Source organism: Pseudomonas sp. FG98 (genome assembly GCF_057808595.1).
Window position 1 is genome coordinate 203318 of record NZ_JBMDIJ010000002.1, and the last position, 13659, is coordinate 216976.

The 13659-nt window shown below is 61.0% G+C and carries 21 protein-coding genes and 1 tRNA gene; all 22 read right to left on the minus strand.

What is annotated here, in order from left to right; all coding sequences use genetic code 11:
- Positions 1 to 42: 42 nt before the first annotated feature.
- The 22 genes from ACODSK_RS02535 to ACODSK_RS02640 all read right to left on the minus strand — a co-directional run bounded on the left by ACODSK_RS02535 (position 43) and on the right by ACODSK_RS02640 (position 13648).
- Positions 43 to 369 (minus strand): superinfection immunity protein, encoded by a 327-nt coding sequence (locus ACODSK_RS02535; protein WP_489013638.1) that lies wholly within the window; start codon positions 367 to 369, stop codon positions 43 to 45.
- A 419-nt stretch (positions 370 to 788) separates the two neighbouring features.
- Positions 789 to 1229 carry a hypothetical protein gene (locus ACODSK_RS02540; protein WP_489013640.1) on the minus strand — a complete coding sequence of 147 codons (441 nt, stop codon included), beginning with the start codon at positions 1227 to 1229 and terminating at the stop codon, positions 789 to 791.
- Between the two features lie 57 nt (positions 1230 to 1286).
- On the minus strand, positions 1287 to 2456 hold the full coding sequence (locus ACODSK_RS02545; protein WP_489013642.1) for a phage tail tube protein: 1170 nt from the start codon (positions 2454 to 2456) through the stop codon (positions 1287 to 1289).
- 66 nt (positions 2457 to 2522) lie between these two features.
- Complete coding sequence (locus ACODSK_RS02550; RefSeq protein ID WP_489013644.1) at positions 2523 to 2714, minus strand: hypothetical protein; 192 nt, start codon at positions 2712 to 2714, stop codon at positions 2523 to 2525.
- A complete protein-coding gene (locus tag ACODSK_RS02555) occupies positions 2714 to 3121 on the minus strand; it encodes a phage tail terminator-like protein (protein WP_489013646.1) in 408 nt (135 codons plus the stop codon). The genes ACODSK_RS02550 and ACODSK_RS02555 overlap by 1 nt, the downstream gene beginning before the upstream one ends.
- Entirely contained in the window at positions 3118 to 3507 is a 390-nt protein-coding gene (locus ACODSK_RS02560; protein ID WP_489013647.1) for an HK97 gp10 family phage protein, read from the minus strand. Before ACODSK_RS02560 ends, ACODSK_RS02555 begins: the two co-directional genes overlap by 4 nt.
- A gap of 2 nt (positions 3508 to 3509) precedes the next feature.
- Positions 3510 to 3893 (minus strand): glutamate 5-kinase, encoded by a 384-nt coding sequence (locus tag ACODSK_RS02565; RefSeq protein ID WP_489013649.1) that lies wholly within the window; start codon positions 3891 to 3893, stop codon positions 3510 to 3512.
- 1 nt (position 3894) lies between these two features.
- Positions 3895 to 4266, minus strand: coding sequence for a hypothetical protein (locus ACODSK_RS02570; RefSeq protein WP_489013651.1), 372 nt, complete (start codon positions 4264 to 4266; stop codon positions 3895 to 3897).
- A complete protein-coding gene (locus ACODSK_RS02575) occupies positions 4266 to 4592 on the minus strand; it encodes a HeH/LEM domain-containing protein (protein ID WP_489013653.1) in 327 nt (108 codons plus the stop codon). The genes ACODSK_RS02570 and ACODSK_RS02575 overlap by 1 nt, the downstream gene beginning before the upstream one ends.
- Positions 4593 to 4637: 45 nt before the next feature.
- A complete protein-coding gene (locus tag ACODSK_RS02580) occupies positions 4638 to 5801 on the minus strand; it encodes a major capsid protein (RefSeq protein ID WP_489013655.1) in 1164 nt (387 codons plus the stop codon).
- A gap of 99 nt (positions 5802 to 5900) precedes the next feature.
- On the minus strand, positions 5901 to 6665 hold the full coding sequence (locus ACODSK_RS02585; protein WP_489013656.1) for a DUF6651 domain-containing protein: 765 nt from the start codon (positions 6663 to 6665) through the stop codon (positions 5901 to 5903).
- A 148-nt stretch (positions 6666 to 6813) separates the two neighbouring features.
- The gene (locus ACODSK_RS02590; RefSeq protein WP_489013657.1) at positions 6814 to 7890 is read right to left on the minus strand and encodes a putative phage head morphogenesis protein; all 1077 of its coding nucleotides are present in this window, start codon (positions 7888 to 7890) and stop codon (positions 6814 to 6816) included.
- On the minus strand, positions 7890 to 9269 hold the full coding sequence (locus ACODSK_RS02595) for a DUF4055 domain-containing protein (protein WP_489013658.1): 1380 nt from the start codon (positions 9267 to 9269) through the stop codon (positions 7890 to 7892). Before ACODSK_RS02595 ends, ACODSK_RS02590 begins: the two co-directional genes overlap by 1 nt.
- A gap of 2 nt (positions 9270 to 9271) precedes the next feature.
- Positions 9272 to 10552, minus strand: a complete 1281-nt coding sequence (locus ACODSK_RS02600; RefSeq protein WP_489013660.1) for a terminase large subunit domain-containing protein — start codon at positions 10550 to 10552, stop codon at positions 9272 to 9274.
- A complete protein-coding gene (locus ACODSK_RS02605; RefSeq protein WP_489013662.1) occupies positions 10527 to 11048 on the minus strand; it encodes a DUF2280 domain-containing protein in 522 nt (173 codons plus the stop codon). Before ACODSK_RS02605 ends, ACODSK_RS02600 begins: the two co-directional genes overlap by 26 nt.
- 31 nt (positions 11049 to 11079) lie before the next feature.
- Positions 11080 to 11688: a putative metallopeptidase gene (locus ACODSK_RS02610; RefSeq protein WP_489013663.1), complete on the minus strand. Its 609-nt coding sequence runs from the start codon at positions 11686 to 11688 to the stop codon at positions 11080 to 11082.
- Entirely contained in the window at positions 11654 to 12112 is a 459-nt protein-coding gene (locus tag ACODSK_RS02615; protein WP_489013665.1) for an Ntn hydrolase family protein, read from the minus strand. The genes ACODSK_RS02610 and ACODSK_RS02615 overlap by 35 nt, the downstream gene beginning before the upstream one ends.
- Before the next feature lie 8 nt (positions 12113 to 12120).
- Positions 12121 to 12468 (minus strand): crAss001_48 related protein, encoded by a 348-nt coding sequence (locus ACODSK_RS02620; RefSeq protein WP_489013666.1) that lies wholly within the window; start codon positions 12466 to 12468, stop codon positions 12121 to 12123.
- 57 nt (positions 12469 to 12525) lie between these two features.
- Complete coding sequence (locus tag ACODSK_RS02625; RefSeq protein ID WP_489013667.1) at positions 12526 to 12789, minus strand: hypothetical protein; 264 nt, start codon at positions 12787 to 12789, stop codon at positions 12526 to 12528.
- A 1-nt stretch (position 12790) separates the two neighbouring features.
- Complete coding sequence (locus ACODSK_RS02630) at positions 12791 to 13114, minus strand: peptidase M48, Ste24p (RefSeq protein WP_489013668.1); 324 nt, start codon at positions 13112 to 13114, stop codon at positions 12791 to 12793.
- An 80-nt stretch (positions 13115 to 13194) separates the two neighbouring features.
- Positions 13195 to 13264 (minus strand) — tRNA-OTHER (locus ACODSK_RS02635).
- A gap of 3 nt (positions 13265 to 13267) precedes the next feature.
- Positions 13268 to 13648, minus strand: a complete 381-nt coding sequence (locus tag ACODSK_RS02640; RefSeq protein ID WP_489013669.1) for a hypothetical protein — start codon at positions 13646 to 13648, stop codon at positions 13268 to 13270.
- Between the last annotated feature and the right edge of the window lie 11 nt (positions 13649 to 13659).

A 13659-nucleotide genomic window follows, 5' to 3' on the forward strand; every position in this document is an offset into this window, starting at 1 on the left:
AAAAACCCGCTCAAGGCGGGTTGTTGTTTGTCTTTCCGGAGGTCAGCTTCCGAGTAGCTTTGACTTTTCTCGGTTGAATTCAGCCTCGCTGATGTGCCCCTTCTCCTTGAGGGAAGCAAGCTTCTCCAGTTCACCATAACGATTGCTGGATTTCGATTCAGTCACAGGCTGGGTCTGCGCCTCAGTCTTGATTGCCGAAGCAGACCAGATAAGGGCTGCCAGCCAGCCAATGAACGTCCATCCAAGGAAAATATTCAGCAAGGCAATGGGCGTGCCATTCGGGTGCTTCCGCTTAGCCGCCACGAAGGTTGGCGCGAAATAGAGAATGAAGGCGGCGACAGCCATCAAGAAAGCGAGAAAATCCGACATGTTCGATCTCCCTGAAAGATGATCAGAATTTAACACATGTCAGCCGCATGAATATCAGCTCTTCTTTGGCCTACTCTTTCCTTCAGATTCCGCTCTGGCCTTCTCCTGCTGCTCGTCCCAGCTTTTCCGGAACTGGTCATCCAGCGCGAAAACTGCGGAATCTAGCTCTTCGCGGCATATCGCTGTGGGGTACCGGCCGAGATACTCGGTAATGGCCGATGGGGAGATAGGCGCCGGAGCACCTGCCATGCCTACATACTGCCTGGACCGACTGATGTAGGCGTAGGCCTCCAAGATTTCTGCGGTAACACCATCGATCTCTGGCGGTTCCGGTATGTCTAGGCCAAAGCGCTCATGCTTCCAGCGTTTCTTCTCGTTGCTGTCTCCTGCCCACTCCCGCCCCCACTGATACGCCGCGACTACTTTTCCACGGTGGCCTTGGCCTTCTCCTCGACTCGGCGCGCAATGTCGTTGCCGGTTCGCAGGGCCAGGAAGTACACGCTGTTCATCTGCTTGATCAGCTGGATGCACAGCTCTGGGCTGTATGGTGCGGGCTCACCGGGCTTCTCCTCAACATCGACGCCCTTCCAATCCTTGATCAGGTGCTTGGCAGCGAGCTCGATGAACAGGTCGTCATCAGTCTCCAGTTCGACATCGGGGATATCGGAAAGGCTGAATTCAGCGGTGCCGACGCGGGCCTGCTGGTTGATCAGCGCCAGGTGGCGATTGATCAGGGCCTGGTGCGACTTGTAGAGCGGATTGGCAATGGAGCCGACCAGAATCTCGGCGCCCGGGGCGAACTCGACCCAGCGCTGACCATTGAGGTCAAGCTCAGGCTTCTTTGCAATGGTGATGCCCATGGTATTCCTCTGCGGTAAAAGGCCCGACGCACACCGCAGGGCGCGTCGGGCAAAGGTTTAAGCGGTGACAGTGACAGCGCAGGTGTCGGTCTTGGTGCCGTCTGCGGCGCTGGTCGCGGTGATGGTGGCGGTGCCCACGGCCAGGCCGGTGACAAGGCCGGTCTCGCTCACGCTGGCGATGGCTGGGGCGGAACTGGTCCAGGTGACCTGCTGGCTGGCACCGGCCGGGGTGACCACGACTTCGAGGTCGTCGGTATCACCAACTTCCAGGCTCAGGGTGGCCGGGGTGACGGCGACCGCCGCGATGACAATCGGCGCCGGCAGACGGGTGATGGTCGGCGGCACGCGGCGGGCGGTGTAGGACAGTTCAACCTGGATGATGTCGGTAGCACCGCCGTCGGGCCAGTCGCCGCTCACTTCCATCTCGGGGATGAAGAACGTGTAGCCGCCATCGGCGTTGTTCAGGGTGAACTCGAAGCTGAGAGCGTCGCTGGTCTGCTGAGCCTTCCAGTATTGGTAGGCAGTCTTGGACCAGCTCATGGTGATCGAGCCCGACGGCGTGAAGGTGGTCGGGATGATGTTTCCCGGGAACGGGTTACCATTGCCGATGCAGCGCTGGGTCTGGACGTTGTTGTCGAACTGCAGGTTGAAGCTGTCGACGCAGGCGTTGTCCTCGCCCAGCTGCACGCCGTTGATCTTCAGGCCGGTGACATCCTTGAAGCCGTAGCGGCGCTGGTTGGTCTCGGCCACTGGGCTGACGATGAACGAGGTGTTGTCGGCCTTGTCGTCCCAGTCGAGCGCAGCGAAAGTGGTGGTGACGCTGATCTCGTTGTCGTTCGGGACTTCGATGTTCAGGGTCGCTACCTGTGCGCCACGGGCGATGCCGGCAATGCCCACATCGGCATCGTAGGCGCCGATGGAGAACGAGATGCGGTCGTTGCCCATAGTCAGCACGTTGCCGGCCCAGTCCTTGCCGAAGCAGGAGGCCAGGAACTCATCCAGGGCGCCGTAGCGGAACTTGGTTTCGATATCGCCGCCGACATCCACGGTCGTCTGGGCGGTGCCCTGCGACATACGGTCTTCGCCGATCTCGTTGTTATCTTCGGTGTTGTATGTGGGAACCAGGCCGAAGCTGACGCGGGTCAGCACGTTCCAGTTGCCCGGCGGGGTGATACCTGGTGTTACTTCGCGAATCCACGCGGTCGAGCGCTTGGCACCACTGGACATGGGTGTTTCTCCTATCGATAGGCGTAAAAAAACCGCCATGTGGCGGTGCAAGATTGGGTGCTTGGGTCAGGCTGGGATGGTGCGGACAACGATAATTGGCAGCTGATCGTCGTCAGGGCGGAAAACCACCTCGTCATATGCAAGCTTCGGCTCTGGGTACTCGATCACCGAGCTGTCAGGCTGGATCGCACGGGTGATGTGCGCAACCTCACGGTCCACCACCTCGCCATCGATGCGCACCTGCATGGTTTCACTCATCAGTAGGCCCTGTATGGCAGCGAGAGGTTGACCTGGTACCAGCCGTTGCCGTCGTCGCCGACGTTGCTGGGCGATGCGGCGAAGAAGTCCAGCGTGCCTTCTGGCGCGCTGTAGTACTCGAAGTGCTGCACCAGCGTATCGGCGGCCTTGGTGATGGCCAGGGTGCCCTTGTTGCTCGGTACAAACAGCTGAATGACCATGATCCCTGTTCGCCGCACGCTAGGGCCGTTGCCGACCTCTGGTGTGCTGGACAGGCCGGGGATATCCGCCAGCCGGGCCCAGATGGATTTCCCGGCTGGACTGAACGGGCCTTGGGGGTTGTTCGGGTAGTCGATGGCGTCAGCGGGAATCCCCGCCCACTGCTGCATGCGGCCAATGACGATGGCGCGGATCTGTTCGAAGTTCATGAGCTATAGGCCTGGGAAACGCTGTGGAATGAAACGGCGTATATGCCGGCTGGCGCCTGTTTCGAATGACCCTGTTCAAGCGCTATGGCGTATGGAAGTGAATTCTGTATGAAAACCTGCGTGTATGGCTCAAGCCCAGTCATCACCGAAAGACCGCGCCGAATGGTCTCGCCGCCGCTCTTGTCCGCATTGGTAGTTGGCGTGTAGACCGGGGCGCCGACGCTCACGATGTTGTTTCCACGGAAGCGTCCAGTATCGACCGGAGACCGCAGCACGATCTCGTTTAGCATGGCCATGGCGATGACTCGGACGCGCTGGGTAAGCGCTTCCTCAACCACGCCCGCGAACAGGCTCGGCGGTGTGCTCCACCCTCTTCCGTTGTCCATGGTCACTTCCTCAGCTGCAGTCGATAGGTGGCCGAGGCCGGGTCAGAGCTCACCGACTTGACCAGGTAGACCACCTGCTTGGCTCGATCCATCAGGTCTGGCGCGGCGACCTTGTGGCCAACATCCGGGGTATCCGTGACCTCGTTGGCCAGCGCGGTAAGGCGCAGGTCTCCGACGAGGATGTTGATGTTGTCGATCCGGCTGTCTTCGTAGCGCGACAGCACGCCACGGCCCGTGTACGTCACTGGCTGGGCCGTAGTGGTTTCGTTGACCGGATCCCATACGCCAGGCCCCATGTACTCGCCGGTAAAGGCAAGCACCGCGTCGGACAGGTCAGTGTTGAACGCCTCGGCCAGGTCAGCCTGCAGTTCTTCGCGAAGCCCCATGTCAGCACCTCACGATCTTGGTCTGTCCACTGCCGTTAAGGTAGGGCGCCAGCAGTGCCAGGGCGAACGACTCGCCAGCGCTGATGGTTCGGGATGATTCCGAGTAGGTTTTGCTGCTGGACACCCCGTCAGCGTCAACCGACTTGCTCAGCACGCCGGTTTCCTTGCTGCCGTAGATGTTGCCGGCCGCAGCCTCTCGGGCGATCTCGGCGCCGGCCTGAATGACGTCGCCCGGCACCAGATCGAATTCAGGCAAGCAGAGATTGGTGAGCCAGGTGTTGGCCATCAGCACCGCCCGAGCTTTCTGGTCGTCGGGCGCCCAGGTCGGCCCAAGCAGGGCGTCTACCTGCTCGACGGTGATGTAGATGGTCATTACGCGGCCTCGTCCAGCAGCTTCTGGAGGTCTTCCAGGGTGACGGCGGCAGTGAAGTCGACGCCCTTATCGGTCAGCTTGGCCTTCAGCTCATCAGCCTTGGCAGCGTCGTCGAGCAGCTTCTGAAGCTCAGGCTTCTTGGCCTTTTCATCGAACTGGATGCCCTTGGCCGACAGTGCGACTCGGATATCGTCGATCGTCGGGGCCTTCTTGGGCTTCTCGGCCTCGTCCAGCAGCTCATGGAAGTCAGGATTGAAGTCTTCTTCGTTGATGTGCACGAAGTCGCCCTGCCCTTCGCCCCACGGCTTTACCTTGATCAGATTCATGCGGTTCTCCAGTGGAAGAATGGGGCCCGAAGGCCCCGACAGGGTTTAGCCCAGCAGCAGGCCGATGTGTTCGGACTTGACGGCCGCGCAGCCCCAAGCCATGGCGATCTCGTACTGCATCTGGCGGTACTGTGCATACATCGAGATCTCGAAGCTCAGGCCGGTCAGCGGGTCGGTCACGATCATCCGGTCTACAGCCGAGTCGCCCTGCTCCGGCAGAGCCGGGGCTCGGGTGGCCAGGGCAATTGCCGAGCGGGCGAAGAACATGTTGCGCGCGCTGGTGGCCGACAGCGTCACGGCAGTTGCCGCAGCCGGGATGGCCTTCATCAGGCCGGGCGCGGCAATGGTGATCGCACCGCCGTTGGACACGTCAGTGTCACCGGCAACAACCACGTACTTGTTGGCGTCGCCTGCGAAACTGATCACGTCACCGGCCAGGATGGTGCCGGTGCCGGCCGAAGCCAGGGTGATGACGGTTGCCCCGACAGCGTAGCCTGCGGCATTGGTGGTCGACGCGGCGCCGGTACCAGAAACCACGGTCTTGACTTGGGCAGACTGACGCAGAGCCAGGTTCTGCAGGCGGTCGGTGATGCCGTTGCGCAGCATGTCTTCGCGGCCGGCTTCGTTGACCTTGAACAGGACGGACTGCTTGCCGCGCAGGTTGGCCATCGCGCCAGTGCCGAGCACCAGCTGGAAGTCCAGACCCTGTGCGCCGTTTTCTTCCAGGATTCGCAGGGCGCCGGCCGAGTCGCTCAGGTCGGCAGCAGTGCCGAATGGAGCGGTACCGGCAGTGCCGTAGGCGCGGGACGCCTTGACATGCAGTCCAGCCAGGTCAGATTCAATTTCGTTGACCAGGGTGCGCATGCCCTGCTGGATCTGTTGCGACAGGATGACGTTGTACGACGCGCCGTTGTTGTCCAGGCCGCGCTTCTCTTCGCCGTTCCAACGGATCGGCACGCGACGGGCCTTGGTGATGGTCATGGCCACGTTGCCGATGTCCTGGTCGCCGTCGTTCGGCGGAGTTACCGCCGGCGCGATGTCAGTGGCCACGGCAGCAGGAGTAACCGGCGACATGACGGTCTGACCGACCGCAGCGCGCTCGTAGGTCATGTCGGAGGTGACTGCAGGGATGAAGCCGACCAGTTCGCGGGAAACCACGTCCAGGGCGTTGTAAAGCGTCGGGATCAGGCCGGTGAGGGTGTTGGCCATGGTGATACTCCTAAGGGATCGATGTTTGAGTTTTCAGACTTCCGGGCCATCCGACCCAAGCACCGATCCTCCATCCGGGGACCGGCATGTTGTCTGGCGTCATTCGGTAACGACGCCACCTTCACGAGCGAACGCGGCCTGCCCTGCTGGGTCGAGAGCATTCCAGTTCGTGCGCGACATGGATTTCTTGCCTGCCGGCACATTGCCAGGCTGAGCGCCGCTGCCATTGGCACCGGATGCCTTCAGGATGTGCGCCTTGTGCGGGTAGGCATCCACCAGCAGCTCGATTGCTTCGTCTGCGGTGGCCAGTTCGCCAGGGCGGGCGCGGGAGAACAGCTTTTGACCGTTGCCGTCGTAACCGACGACCTTGCCGTCTTCGACCTTGAGGCTGTTGCCGAACAGCGCGCGGGCGATCTCAACGCCAGCCGGGCCTTCAGCGGCGAACTTCTCGGCGATGAACTTGGACGAGGAGAACGCGCCACCGATCAGGTGGTTGTTCAGCTGCCCTTTCAGGCTTTCGTTTTCCTTCACGACCGGCGCGTACTTTTCCTCGAACGCCTTCACCGCCTCGTTCTTGACCCGCTCTACCTCGCCGGCATCGACCAGCTTCTTGTCGTCCAGGTTCTTCACGGTGGCCAGCGCCTTGATGGCGGCTGCGGGATCGGTGATGCCTTCGAACCCCTTCAGGGTGCTTTCAGCGGCTTCAGCACGCTCACGGTGAGATTTGGCTTCAGCGTTCAGACGGGAAATGGTGTTGACGGTACCAGCGGCATCGAATGCCACCTCCTTGCCGTCGTCATGCACATACACCGGCTTGCCGTCTTGAACAACAACGTGGCCTTGGTCGTCGAGCTTCAGTTTCATGCGGTTCTCCGGGCATCCGCCCATCTGCGCGGCATCCGCCGCTGTGCGCCTCTACCCATCCGGGTCTCAGGCATGAAAAAGCCCCGCACTGGGCGAGGCTATGAAATTGCGCGCCACGATATGGCGCTTCGGTGTTTTGTGGCGCGGGCTACAACAGCCGCTCCCTCAGTTCTTCCAACGACAAAAATTTCCCACGGTCGTTGTAGAAGTCCTGCAGCTTCAGCTTGTCCTGTCGCAGCAGCCTCCCACGCTCCGGGCCGAGGATCTCGTCCTGACGAGCGGCAGGCTGGCGTGCAAGCCATTGCGCATAGGTGGTCTGCTGCGGCACCTGGCCATCCATGCTTGCCCGCGTCGCCGCATCACTGATCCCCAGCGCCAGAGCGCTCTTGAGGATCGGCAGCTTGGTTGAGCGACAGCAGAAGTGGATGCGGCCAGGCCCAGCGAGCCACGGAACCTTGTGCCCGATGGGCTGGTATGCGCCAAGCGTGTAGGGCAGGCGGTCACGGATTCGGCAAGTCGTCGAGGTCCGATTGTCCAGCGTGCTCAGCCACTCGACATGGCTGATTATGTCGCTGTTGGCCTCGAACGCCTTGTCGCTTGCCGCCTCTGCCGTGCTGGATACCGCGGACCGGACAACCGCCTCTACCTCGCGGCGAGGCTTCTGCAGGATGCCGTCGGCGTACTTTTCAGCCTTGGTGCCCATGATCTGACGGACGATCTCCGGCGTCGTGCGGCCTTCGAGAACACCGGACCGCACAGCGCTGCGAATCGACGCGGCCCGGTCAGCCTCGATACCAGCCATCCACTCGCTTAGCAGTCGCCCCTGGAATGGCCTTGCCAGCGCAATGGCGCGCACCTGACTGAACTCAGCCACGGCAATCGGAAACTTCTCCTGCACAAGCTTCGGCACAATCGAGCGCAGCACGCTGGCCTGGTAGGCGATCTCATAGCTGGCCACACCCTCGACCGACGCAGTGAGCGCCTGCTGAAGGCTAACGAAGGTTGCCTGGTTGATGCGCAGTACAGGCGCCAGCGCCGCATCGATCTGCGCAACGGACGCGTCCGCGCTCAGGCTGTCGATGGCCGCTATCAGCGCAGCCCGCAAATCCGGGCCGGAACTGTTCAGGATCCTGATGATCGCCACGACCTGGCTGTTGCTAAGCCTGGCGAGATCAACCTCGTGCCCGATCAGTTCGTCCAGCAGCTTCTCGTTGACCGTCTTCATCAGATCGCTCCGAGAGCTGGGCCCTGGGCCCCAATCCTTTCAAGCTCTTCAGGCCATTTGTACTCGTCGCTGATCACGCCGCGGCGCTGCATCTCGGTGAAGAGGGTTTCGTGCGAGAGCATGCCAGCGTTGGCCATGGATACCAGGGTAGGCAGCGAGACTTCCGGCATGTAGTCAACGTCGAAGTTGCCGCGCATCTCGACAGTGCCGCCGTCGCCAAGGCTACGGTAATCGGCCATGTACTGGAGCAACTGCGCCAGGCAATCGCCGAACTGATGCGCCATGCGCTCCAGTGGGGATAGCTCTTGGGCCGCGTCCTCTTCAGCCTGCGTGGCGGTCTTGGTCGCCACCTTCTCAGGTGTGAGCAGCTTGGCCCCGGCCATCCGCATCTCGTCGATGAGATCCTTCAGGGCGGTGCGTCCAGCCTCCACGGCCTTTCCGGTGTGCTCGACGTACTTCATGTCGCCATTCATGGGCAGGTCAGTCAGCGCCCCGACACCCACCTTGAATTCGGTGGGCAGGGGCTTGCCCTGGTTGTCGTACTGCTGCTGCACGCCGATCCGGGCCAAGATAGGAACACGGATGACGTGCAGAATGTTGTCCTGGTCGCTCTGGCTCTGCCAGTGCTTGACGTTCAGGTGGGCCAGCTCCATCAGTGGCGGCTTGGCGGTCATGAAGCCGGTGCGGTCGGTGTAGAAGGTCACCCAAGGGATGACAGGCAGGCTCGTGACGCCTTCGTCGTGCACCACCCACTCGCCAGCCTTTTCGCCCTTGCGGTAGATGCGCCAGGAACCTGGCTCAAGGACGCGGATCTGCTCGACGCACTTGGCGCCAAACTCGCCATCCTCCTCCTCGACCACTTCCTTGTATCGGACCATGGTCAGAACGCCGCCCTTGGACCGCCAGCCCAGAACTTGCTCAGGCTTCACCATTACCGCGTAAGGGCGAACGCCAGCGGCCTGCTCATCGGCTTGGGTGCGCACCCCCTCGACCCGCGCGTGGTCTATGAAGGCGTGACACAGGCCGTGACTGAGGCCTTCACCGAAGAAGGCGACCGACCAAGAGTTGAGGTCGTTACCGGCGTTGTCGATGTTCTTGGCCATCTCGGCAATCTGCTGGGGAACGTCGTCGCCCAGCTGCAGCGGCTCGGCAAACACCCTGGAGGTCATGTTGCCTACCGTCTCGGAGTAGGCCGGGAGCAGCGTGGATAGAGCCAGTCGCTCCTTGTACACGCAGTCATCCTCTGCCGGATACTTCGGCAACAGGCATTGGCCAGCCTCGCGCATAGCCAGGGTGCCGAGCATCAAAGGGGTAATCCGCTCCCAGTACACGCGCATGGCGTTGACCGCTGGCAGCGTGGTATCGGGGCTGTTGGACATGGTCACACTCTCAGGGTCTGGGTCATCATCAGCATCACGTTGATCGGGAATCGCTGGACGACGAAGTAGCCGAATGCGTCGGCGGGGTCTTCGGTGCCGTCCTTCGCCGGCTCGCCGTGTTCGTTGTATGCCTGCTGCTCGATGATTTGCGTGGTCTGCGGGCAGCGGTCGGTGTTGATGAGCAACGACCGCTCGCCATGGCCATTCAGGAACTGGGCGTTGACCGCCAGCACCCTATCGCGGACCAGGGGGTTGGACGGGTTGACCTGTACGCCGAACCCGGCCTGCCGCAGCAGCGCATGGTCCGACTCGCTGCCGTTGACGCTCTTGCGGTTCTTGCCGCTGGCATCCGGGTACACCGTGATGCTGCGGTCTGGGTACCGCGCCTTGATAGCCGCGATCATTGCGGGCGTATCAAATAGCTTGGTGAACTCGTCCAGCATCAACGCCCTTCCATCTCGCAGCACGAACACACAAGCCGCCATGCGGTTGATGTTGAAGTCCATGCCGATGTGCAAGGGCTCGCCAGGCTTGATCACCTCGTCCGTGTGGTTTAGTCGCCTGCAGAAGTTCGGGTAAACGCAGCCAGAGGTCAGGTTGACGAACTTCCCGTCGATGTAAGCATCCACCAGGTTGGCTGGGTAGGACTTGCGCAGCGATGGGATGTAATCGAGCGGCAGGTTCTTGGCGTTGTCGCGCGTTGAGGCGTGGACTATGCCGTACAACCCTGCCTGCTCGGGATCCTCGGCGATCTCGCGCACGAATTTGCGATAGACCCAGTTGAACCCCTCTGGCGTGGTGGTCACATCCACCGTGTTCTCGCTGCGACTCGGCCAGACAGTCGACATCCGCGCGATAATCTTCTTCCACGCACTGTCGGCCTTTTTGATCGGCATGCAGTCGATCTCATCCACCAGGGCATGGGCGATGTTGAAGCCCACAATCTTGTGCGGGTGCTCCATGCTCTTGCAGATGATCGTCGATAGCAGGCGCCCGCGACGATCTCTCAGGTGGACGCGCTTGTTGCTCGGCACAATGTCCGCGACCAGCCCAAACGCCTCGGCAACGACCGGGATGGTGTCATAGAAGATGTCCGCAATATGCGGGTAAGTCGGCGCGAAGTAACCCTGGGGGATTCTCGGGTGCTCCAGTGCGTTGATGCACATGCGCACGCAGCCGACGAAAGTCTTGCCGCTACGGTATCCACCCACGAACGCGGAGAACTTCTTCGGGTGGCTGATGAATTCGAACTGGGGCTTATTCAGCTTCAGGGTTGCTTGCATCTTCAACCCCAATGATTACTTGCTTGGGCTCCGGCACATCCTTGTCTGGATCTGCCAGTTCGCGCTGAAGCTTCTGGATGTTCAGTCGCTTGATCTCATCGTCCAGAGACTTGTCAGGCTCGACCTTACGGTTCACATAGACATCTCCAACCTCCTTGGCGACCTGCTCAAGGATTTGCAGGGCCAACCCGTAGTTGCGCATGCCTTCGACCTTTTCGGCCATCCTGGCGAGAGCGCGGAGCCGATAGGCCCGGTTGGCAATGGGGATCTCTGCCGTCTCCTCACGGAAGCGCTTGCGGGTGTCTTCGAACAGGACTACCCAGCGTTTGGCCAGGTTGCGCCCCTGCCGCTTAGTGGGATCGTGACTTTCAGCCGTCTGGCGACTGATCTCAATGCCGAATTCTTTGTTGACGGCCTCGGCCACCTGAGACGGTGTATCGAAGCAGGCCAACGCCTGAACGATGAAGGCCTTCACCTCGTTGCTCAGGGCTGCCATAAGTTGGGTTCCGTCAATCGCCTGTCAAATATCAAGCCGACTTAAGCAGGCAGGTTCCGCAGGCCCTCGAAATGTTGATCTTGGCCACCTCAGGCGGCCGGCTTGCAGCGTCGATCAGCTGCTGTACGTCATGGCTGGCACCGTAGCGGCGGACCACGCCAACGAATTCCTCGACGTCGTGGCCACGCAACTCAAGCTTCGGCATGCCTGATTCGGTAAACGCGGGAGCACCGTACTTGTCGAGCTTCTGGCCTATGTGGAATAGCTCATGCTCAACGAGCGCGCAGAATTCTATGTCGGAGCACTCGGCACAGTAGTCGGCGGCCAGCGTAATGAGGAAATCTGGCTCTTCGCCAAACCAGTCCCGCATCTGCTGTTCCTGGCGCGCCTTCTGCCAGCCGCCTGCTCGGATCATCAACTGCTCGGCCTGGCCCAGCACTGAGCGACCCTTCTTGTTGAAAGCAGACGATGCCCAGAGCACGCCGATGCTGGCGTCGATGAGGTGAGAATGCTCTGGGTTGTGGATGCTGCCGGTCTCGGCCAGGACTTCGCTCTGGATCCACTCCCAGACCTCGGGAGCCGGGCGGAGGGTAAGCCAGACTGAATCAAGCAGATCCGCCGGTGGAATTGGCCGACTCATACCCGATCCTCACTGTTCTGATCTTTCCGCCAGTGCTGGTGTCGCGCCTTGCCGCCATCTCGACGGCCTTCTCGGCAGATGCGCCCATGTCCATCGCAGCGAATGCGTATGGCGTGCCGCTACCGATGGCGTACGGACGATCAGGCTTGATTGGCGACTTCCACAGACCGGTATCGTCATCCACCGCCACCATCATCAGCTTGCCGGCATCCACGACAATTGCAGATGCGTCGACCTTCCCGGATGGCGCAGTGCCGAAGTAGGCCCCGACCAATGCGTCATAGTCACAAAGGGCGCCCGACATGAAGAACTTCACGCCGTCGCGCTCAATGCACTTGTCACAGTCGTCATCGGTGATCAGGTCGCCTCGGGTGACGCGGGAGTCGTAGGCGATGATGCCGTCCTTGTAGGCGATGGTTGTCAATCTTCACCTCAAAGAGCGATACGCTCGGCCAGGATTTCCGACAGTTCGCCCATGGCGCCGGCCTGAGTGGTGAGCAGTTCCTGGGACTTGACGCTCAGGTCGCGGAAGGCCGGGGATTCGATGAAGGCGCGCAGCTTCGCCAGGCGATCATCGTTCTGAGCCTTCTCGCCGATCATGCGCTGGACGTGGGGCGGCAGGTGCTTGACGTGGCCGATGCCGATGTAGGCCTTCTCGAACACGTCCTTCGGACTCCAGCTGGTATAGCCATCCTCGTACTGCACCTTGTATCCCTGCTCGCCGTCCTTCTCGAATGGCCAGCCGGTGATCTGCTTGGTTCCGATGTATTCCTGAGTCATGCCTATTCCTCGTGTTTTCGCGCCACGATACGGCGCAGGTCAAATCTGTGGCGCGGATCAGGTGAAGACGTGGCCGCGACGAGCCCAGGCATAGGCGACAACCCCGGCATGAAGCATCACACCGAAAGGGTTGACCCAGTGGCCTTGCAGGGCGGTGACAAATGCGCCGAACCCGCCAATCGCGACCAGGTAGAAAGCGATGCTCAGAAGAGGCTGGTCAACCGGGCGAACCTTGCGCAGGTACTCACACGCGGCAAGCACGACCATCACGCACAGGAACGCATCCAGCGCAGTCAGCGCCGATGTCAGGATGGAATTCATGTCAGGCACCTCGCGCAGCCACGAACGAGCCCATGGCGGCTTTGATGGCCGGGATGATGTTCATGGCCGTGAGGCCGAGAATGAAGGCAACCCCGCACAGGAGGTCGTCGGTTACGGCCATCTCAAGCTTGGGGGCGAGCCACATGGTTACCGGCTGCGTCAGGTACGTGGAGAACCCGAAACCGGTGGCGACCGCTGTGGCAGCCTGGAACCGGGTCAGATCCTTCAGGAAGCCAAGGGAGAGAATGGAGCCAATGAATGCTGCCATCACTACCCCGTACTTGCCGAGCACTACGCTCGCAGCGGTGCTGGTTGGTTCGGCCATGGGGTGTCCCTTGGAATAAAAGGCCCTGGGGAGTCCCTAATGAGGACCAGGGCAAGCGTGCGGAGCAGCACATAACGAATTGGAGCGGATACGGGGAATCGAACCCCGATCGTCAGCTTGGAAGGCTGTCTAGCGACCTGCGCTACCCGCAATTCAGTCTTCGAGATCAATGGTCATGTGAAGACGGGCAATATCCTTGTCTCCGTCAGCCGTTTGCCTGGCGCCTTGCAAGTCGATACTGAACGACGTGAGGTCGATTTCGCTCGAATACACGAACTCGCTCTGGTCTCGCTCATCGTAAATGCGGAGAACGAGCACGCGATCATCCTCAACGCCTTCCAGCGCCTTACGCAGGTCGCCAACAGTCAAACAGTTCATGGCATTCCTCAGGAAGTAGCGCGGGTCTTTCCCCGCCTGTCCGCCAAAGACCTTAGCAGCGCTGGCACCCCAATGCACCAGTCTCGCCAATCCAGTCTCGCGCCACCCACAAGCACAGTGAGAATGGGTGCGCGGGCTGCCGGTGTTTTTCTGCATCGCGGCACTAC

Bases quoted from the DNA above. Each gene is read 5' to 3' on its own strand.
- ACODSK_RS02550 (WP_489013644.1), bottom strand. From the start codon at position 2,714: ATGAGTGAAACCATGCAGGTGCGCATCGATGGCGAGGTGGTGGACCGT.
- ACODSK_RS02555 (WP_489013646.1), bottom strand. From the start codon at position 3,121: ATGAACTTCGAACAGATCCGCGCCATCGTCATTGGCCGCATGCAGCAG.
- ACODSK_RS02625 (WP_489013667.1), bottom strand. From the start codon at position 12,789: ATGAATTCCATCCTGACATCGGCGCTGACTGCGCTGGATGCGTTCCTG.
- ACODSK_RS02575 (WP_489013653.1), bottom strand. From the start codon at position 4,592: ATGAATCTGATCAAGGTAAAGCCGTGGGGCGAAGGGCAGGGCGACTTC.
- ACODSK_RS02590 (WP_489013657.1), bottom strand. From the start codon at position 7,890: ATGAAGACGGTCAACGAGAAGCTGCTGGACGAACTGATCGGGCACGAG.
- ACODSK_RS02605 (WP_489013662.1), bottom strand. From the start codon at position 11,048: ATGGCAGCCCTGAGCAACGAGGTGAAGGCCTTCATCGTTCAGGCGTTG.
- ACODSK_RS02570 (WP_489013651.1), bottom strand. From the start codon at position 4,266: ATGACCATCTACATCACCGTCGAGCAGGTAGACGCCCTGCTTGGGCCG.
- ACODSK_RS02580 (WP_489013655.1), bottom strand. From the start codon at position 5,801: ATGGCCAACACCCTCACCGGCCTGATCCCGACGCTTTACAACGCCCTG.
- ACODSK_RS02585 (WP_489013656.1), bottom strand. From the start codon at position 6,665: ATGAAACTGAAGCTCGACGACCAAGGCCACGTTGTTGTTCAAGACGGC.
- ACODSK_RS02565 (WP_489013649.1), bottom strand. From the start codon at position 3,893: ATGGGGCTTCGCGAAGAACTGCAGGCTGACCTGGCCGAGGCGTTCAAC.
- ACODSK_RS02610 (WP_489013663.1), bottom strand. From the start codon at position 11,688: ATGAGTCGGCCAATTCCACCGGCGGATCTGCTTGATTCAGTCTGGCTT.
- ACODSK_RS02560 (WP_489013647.1), bottom strand. From the start codon at position 3,507: ATGGACAACGGAAGAGGGTGGAGCACACCGCCGAGCCTGTTCGCGGGC.
- ACODSK_RS02600 (WP_489013660.1), bottom strand. From the start codon at position 10,552: ATGCAAGCAACCCTGAAGCTGAATAAGCCCCAGTTCGAATTCATCAGC.
- ACODSK_RS02540 (WP_489013640.1), bottom strand. From the start codon at position 1,229: ATGGGCATCACCATTGCAAAGAAGCCTGAGCTTGACCTCAATGGTCAG.
- ACODSK_RS02640 (WP_489013669.1), bottom strand. From the start codon at position 13,648: ATGCAGAAAAACACCGGCAGCCCGCGCACCCATTCTCACTGTGCTTGT.
- ACODSK_RS02545 (WP_489013642.1), bottom strand. From the start codon at position 2,456: ATGTCCAGTGGTGCCAAGCGCTCGACCGCGTGGATTCGCGAAGTAACA.
- ACODSK_RS02630 (WP_489013668.1), bottom strand. From the start codon at position 13,114: ATGGCCGAACCAACCAGCACCGCTGCGAGCGTAGTGCTCGGCAAGTAC.
- ACODSK_RS02620 (WP_489013666.1), bottom strand. From the start codon at position 12,468: ATGACTCAGGAATACATCGGAACCAAGCAGATCACCGGCTGGCCATTC.
- ACODSK_RS02535 (WP_489013638.1), bottom strand. From the start codon at position 369: ATGTCGGATTTTCTCGCTTTCTTGATGGCTGTCGCCGCCTTCATTCTC.
- ACODSK_RS02595 (WP_489013658.1), bottom strand. From the start codon at position 9,269: ATGTCCAACAGCCCCGATACCACGCTGCCAGCGGTCAACGCCATGCGC.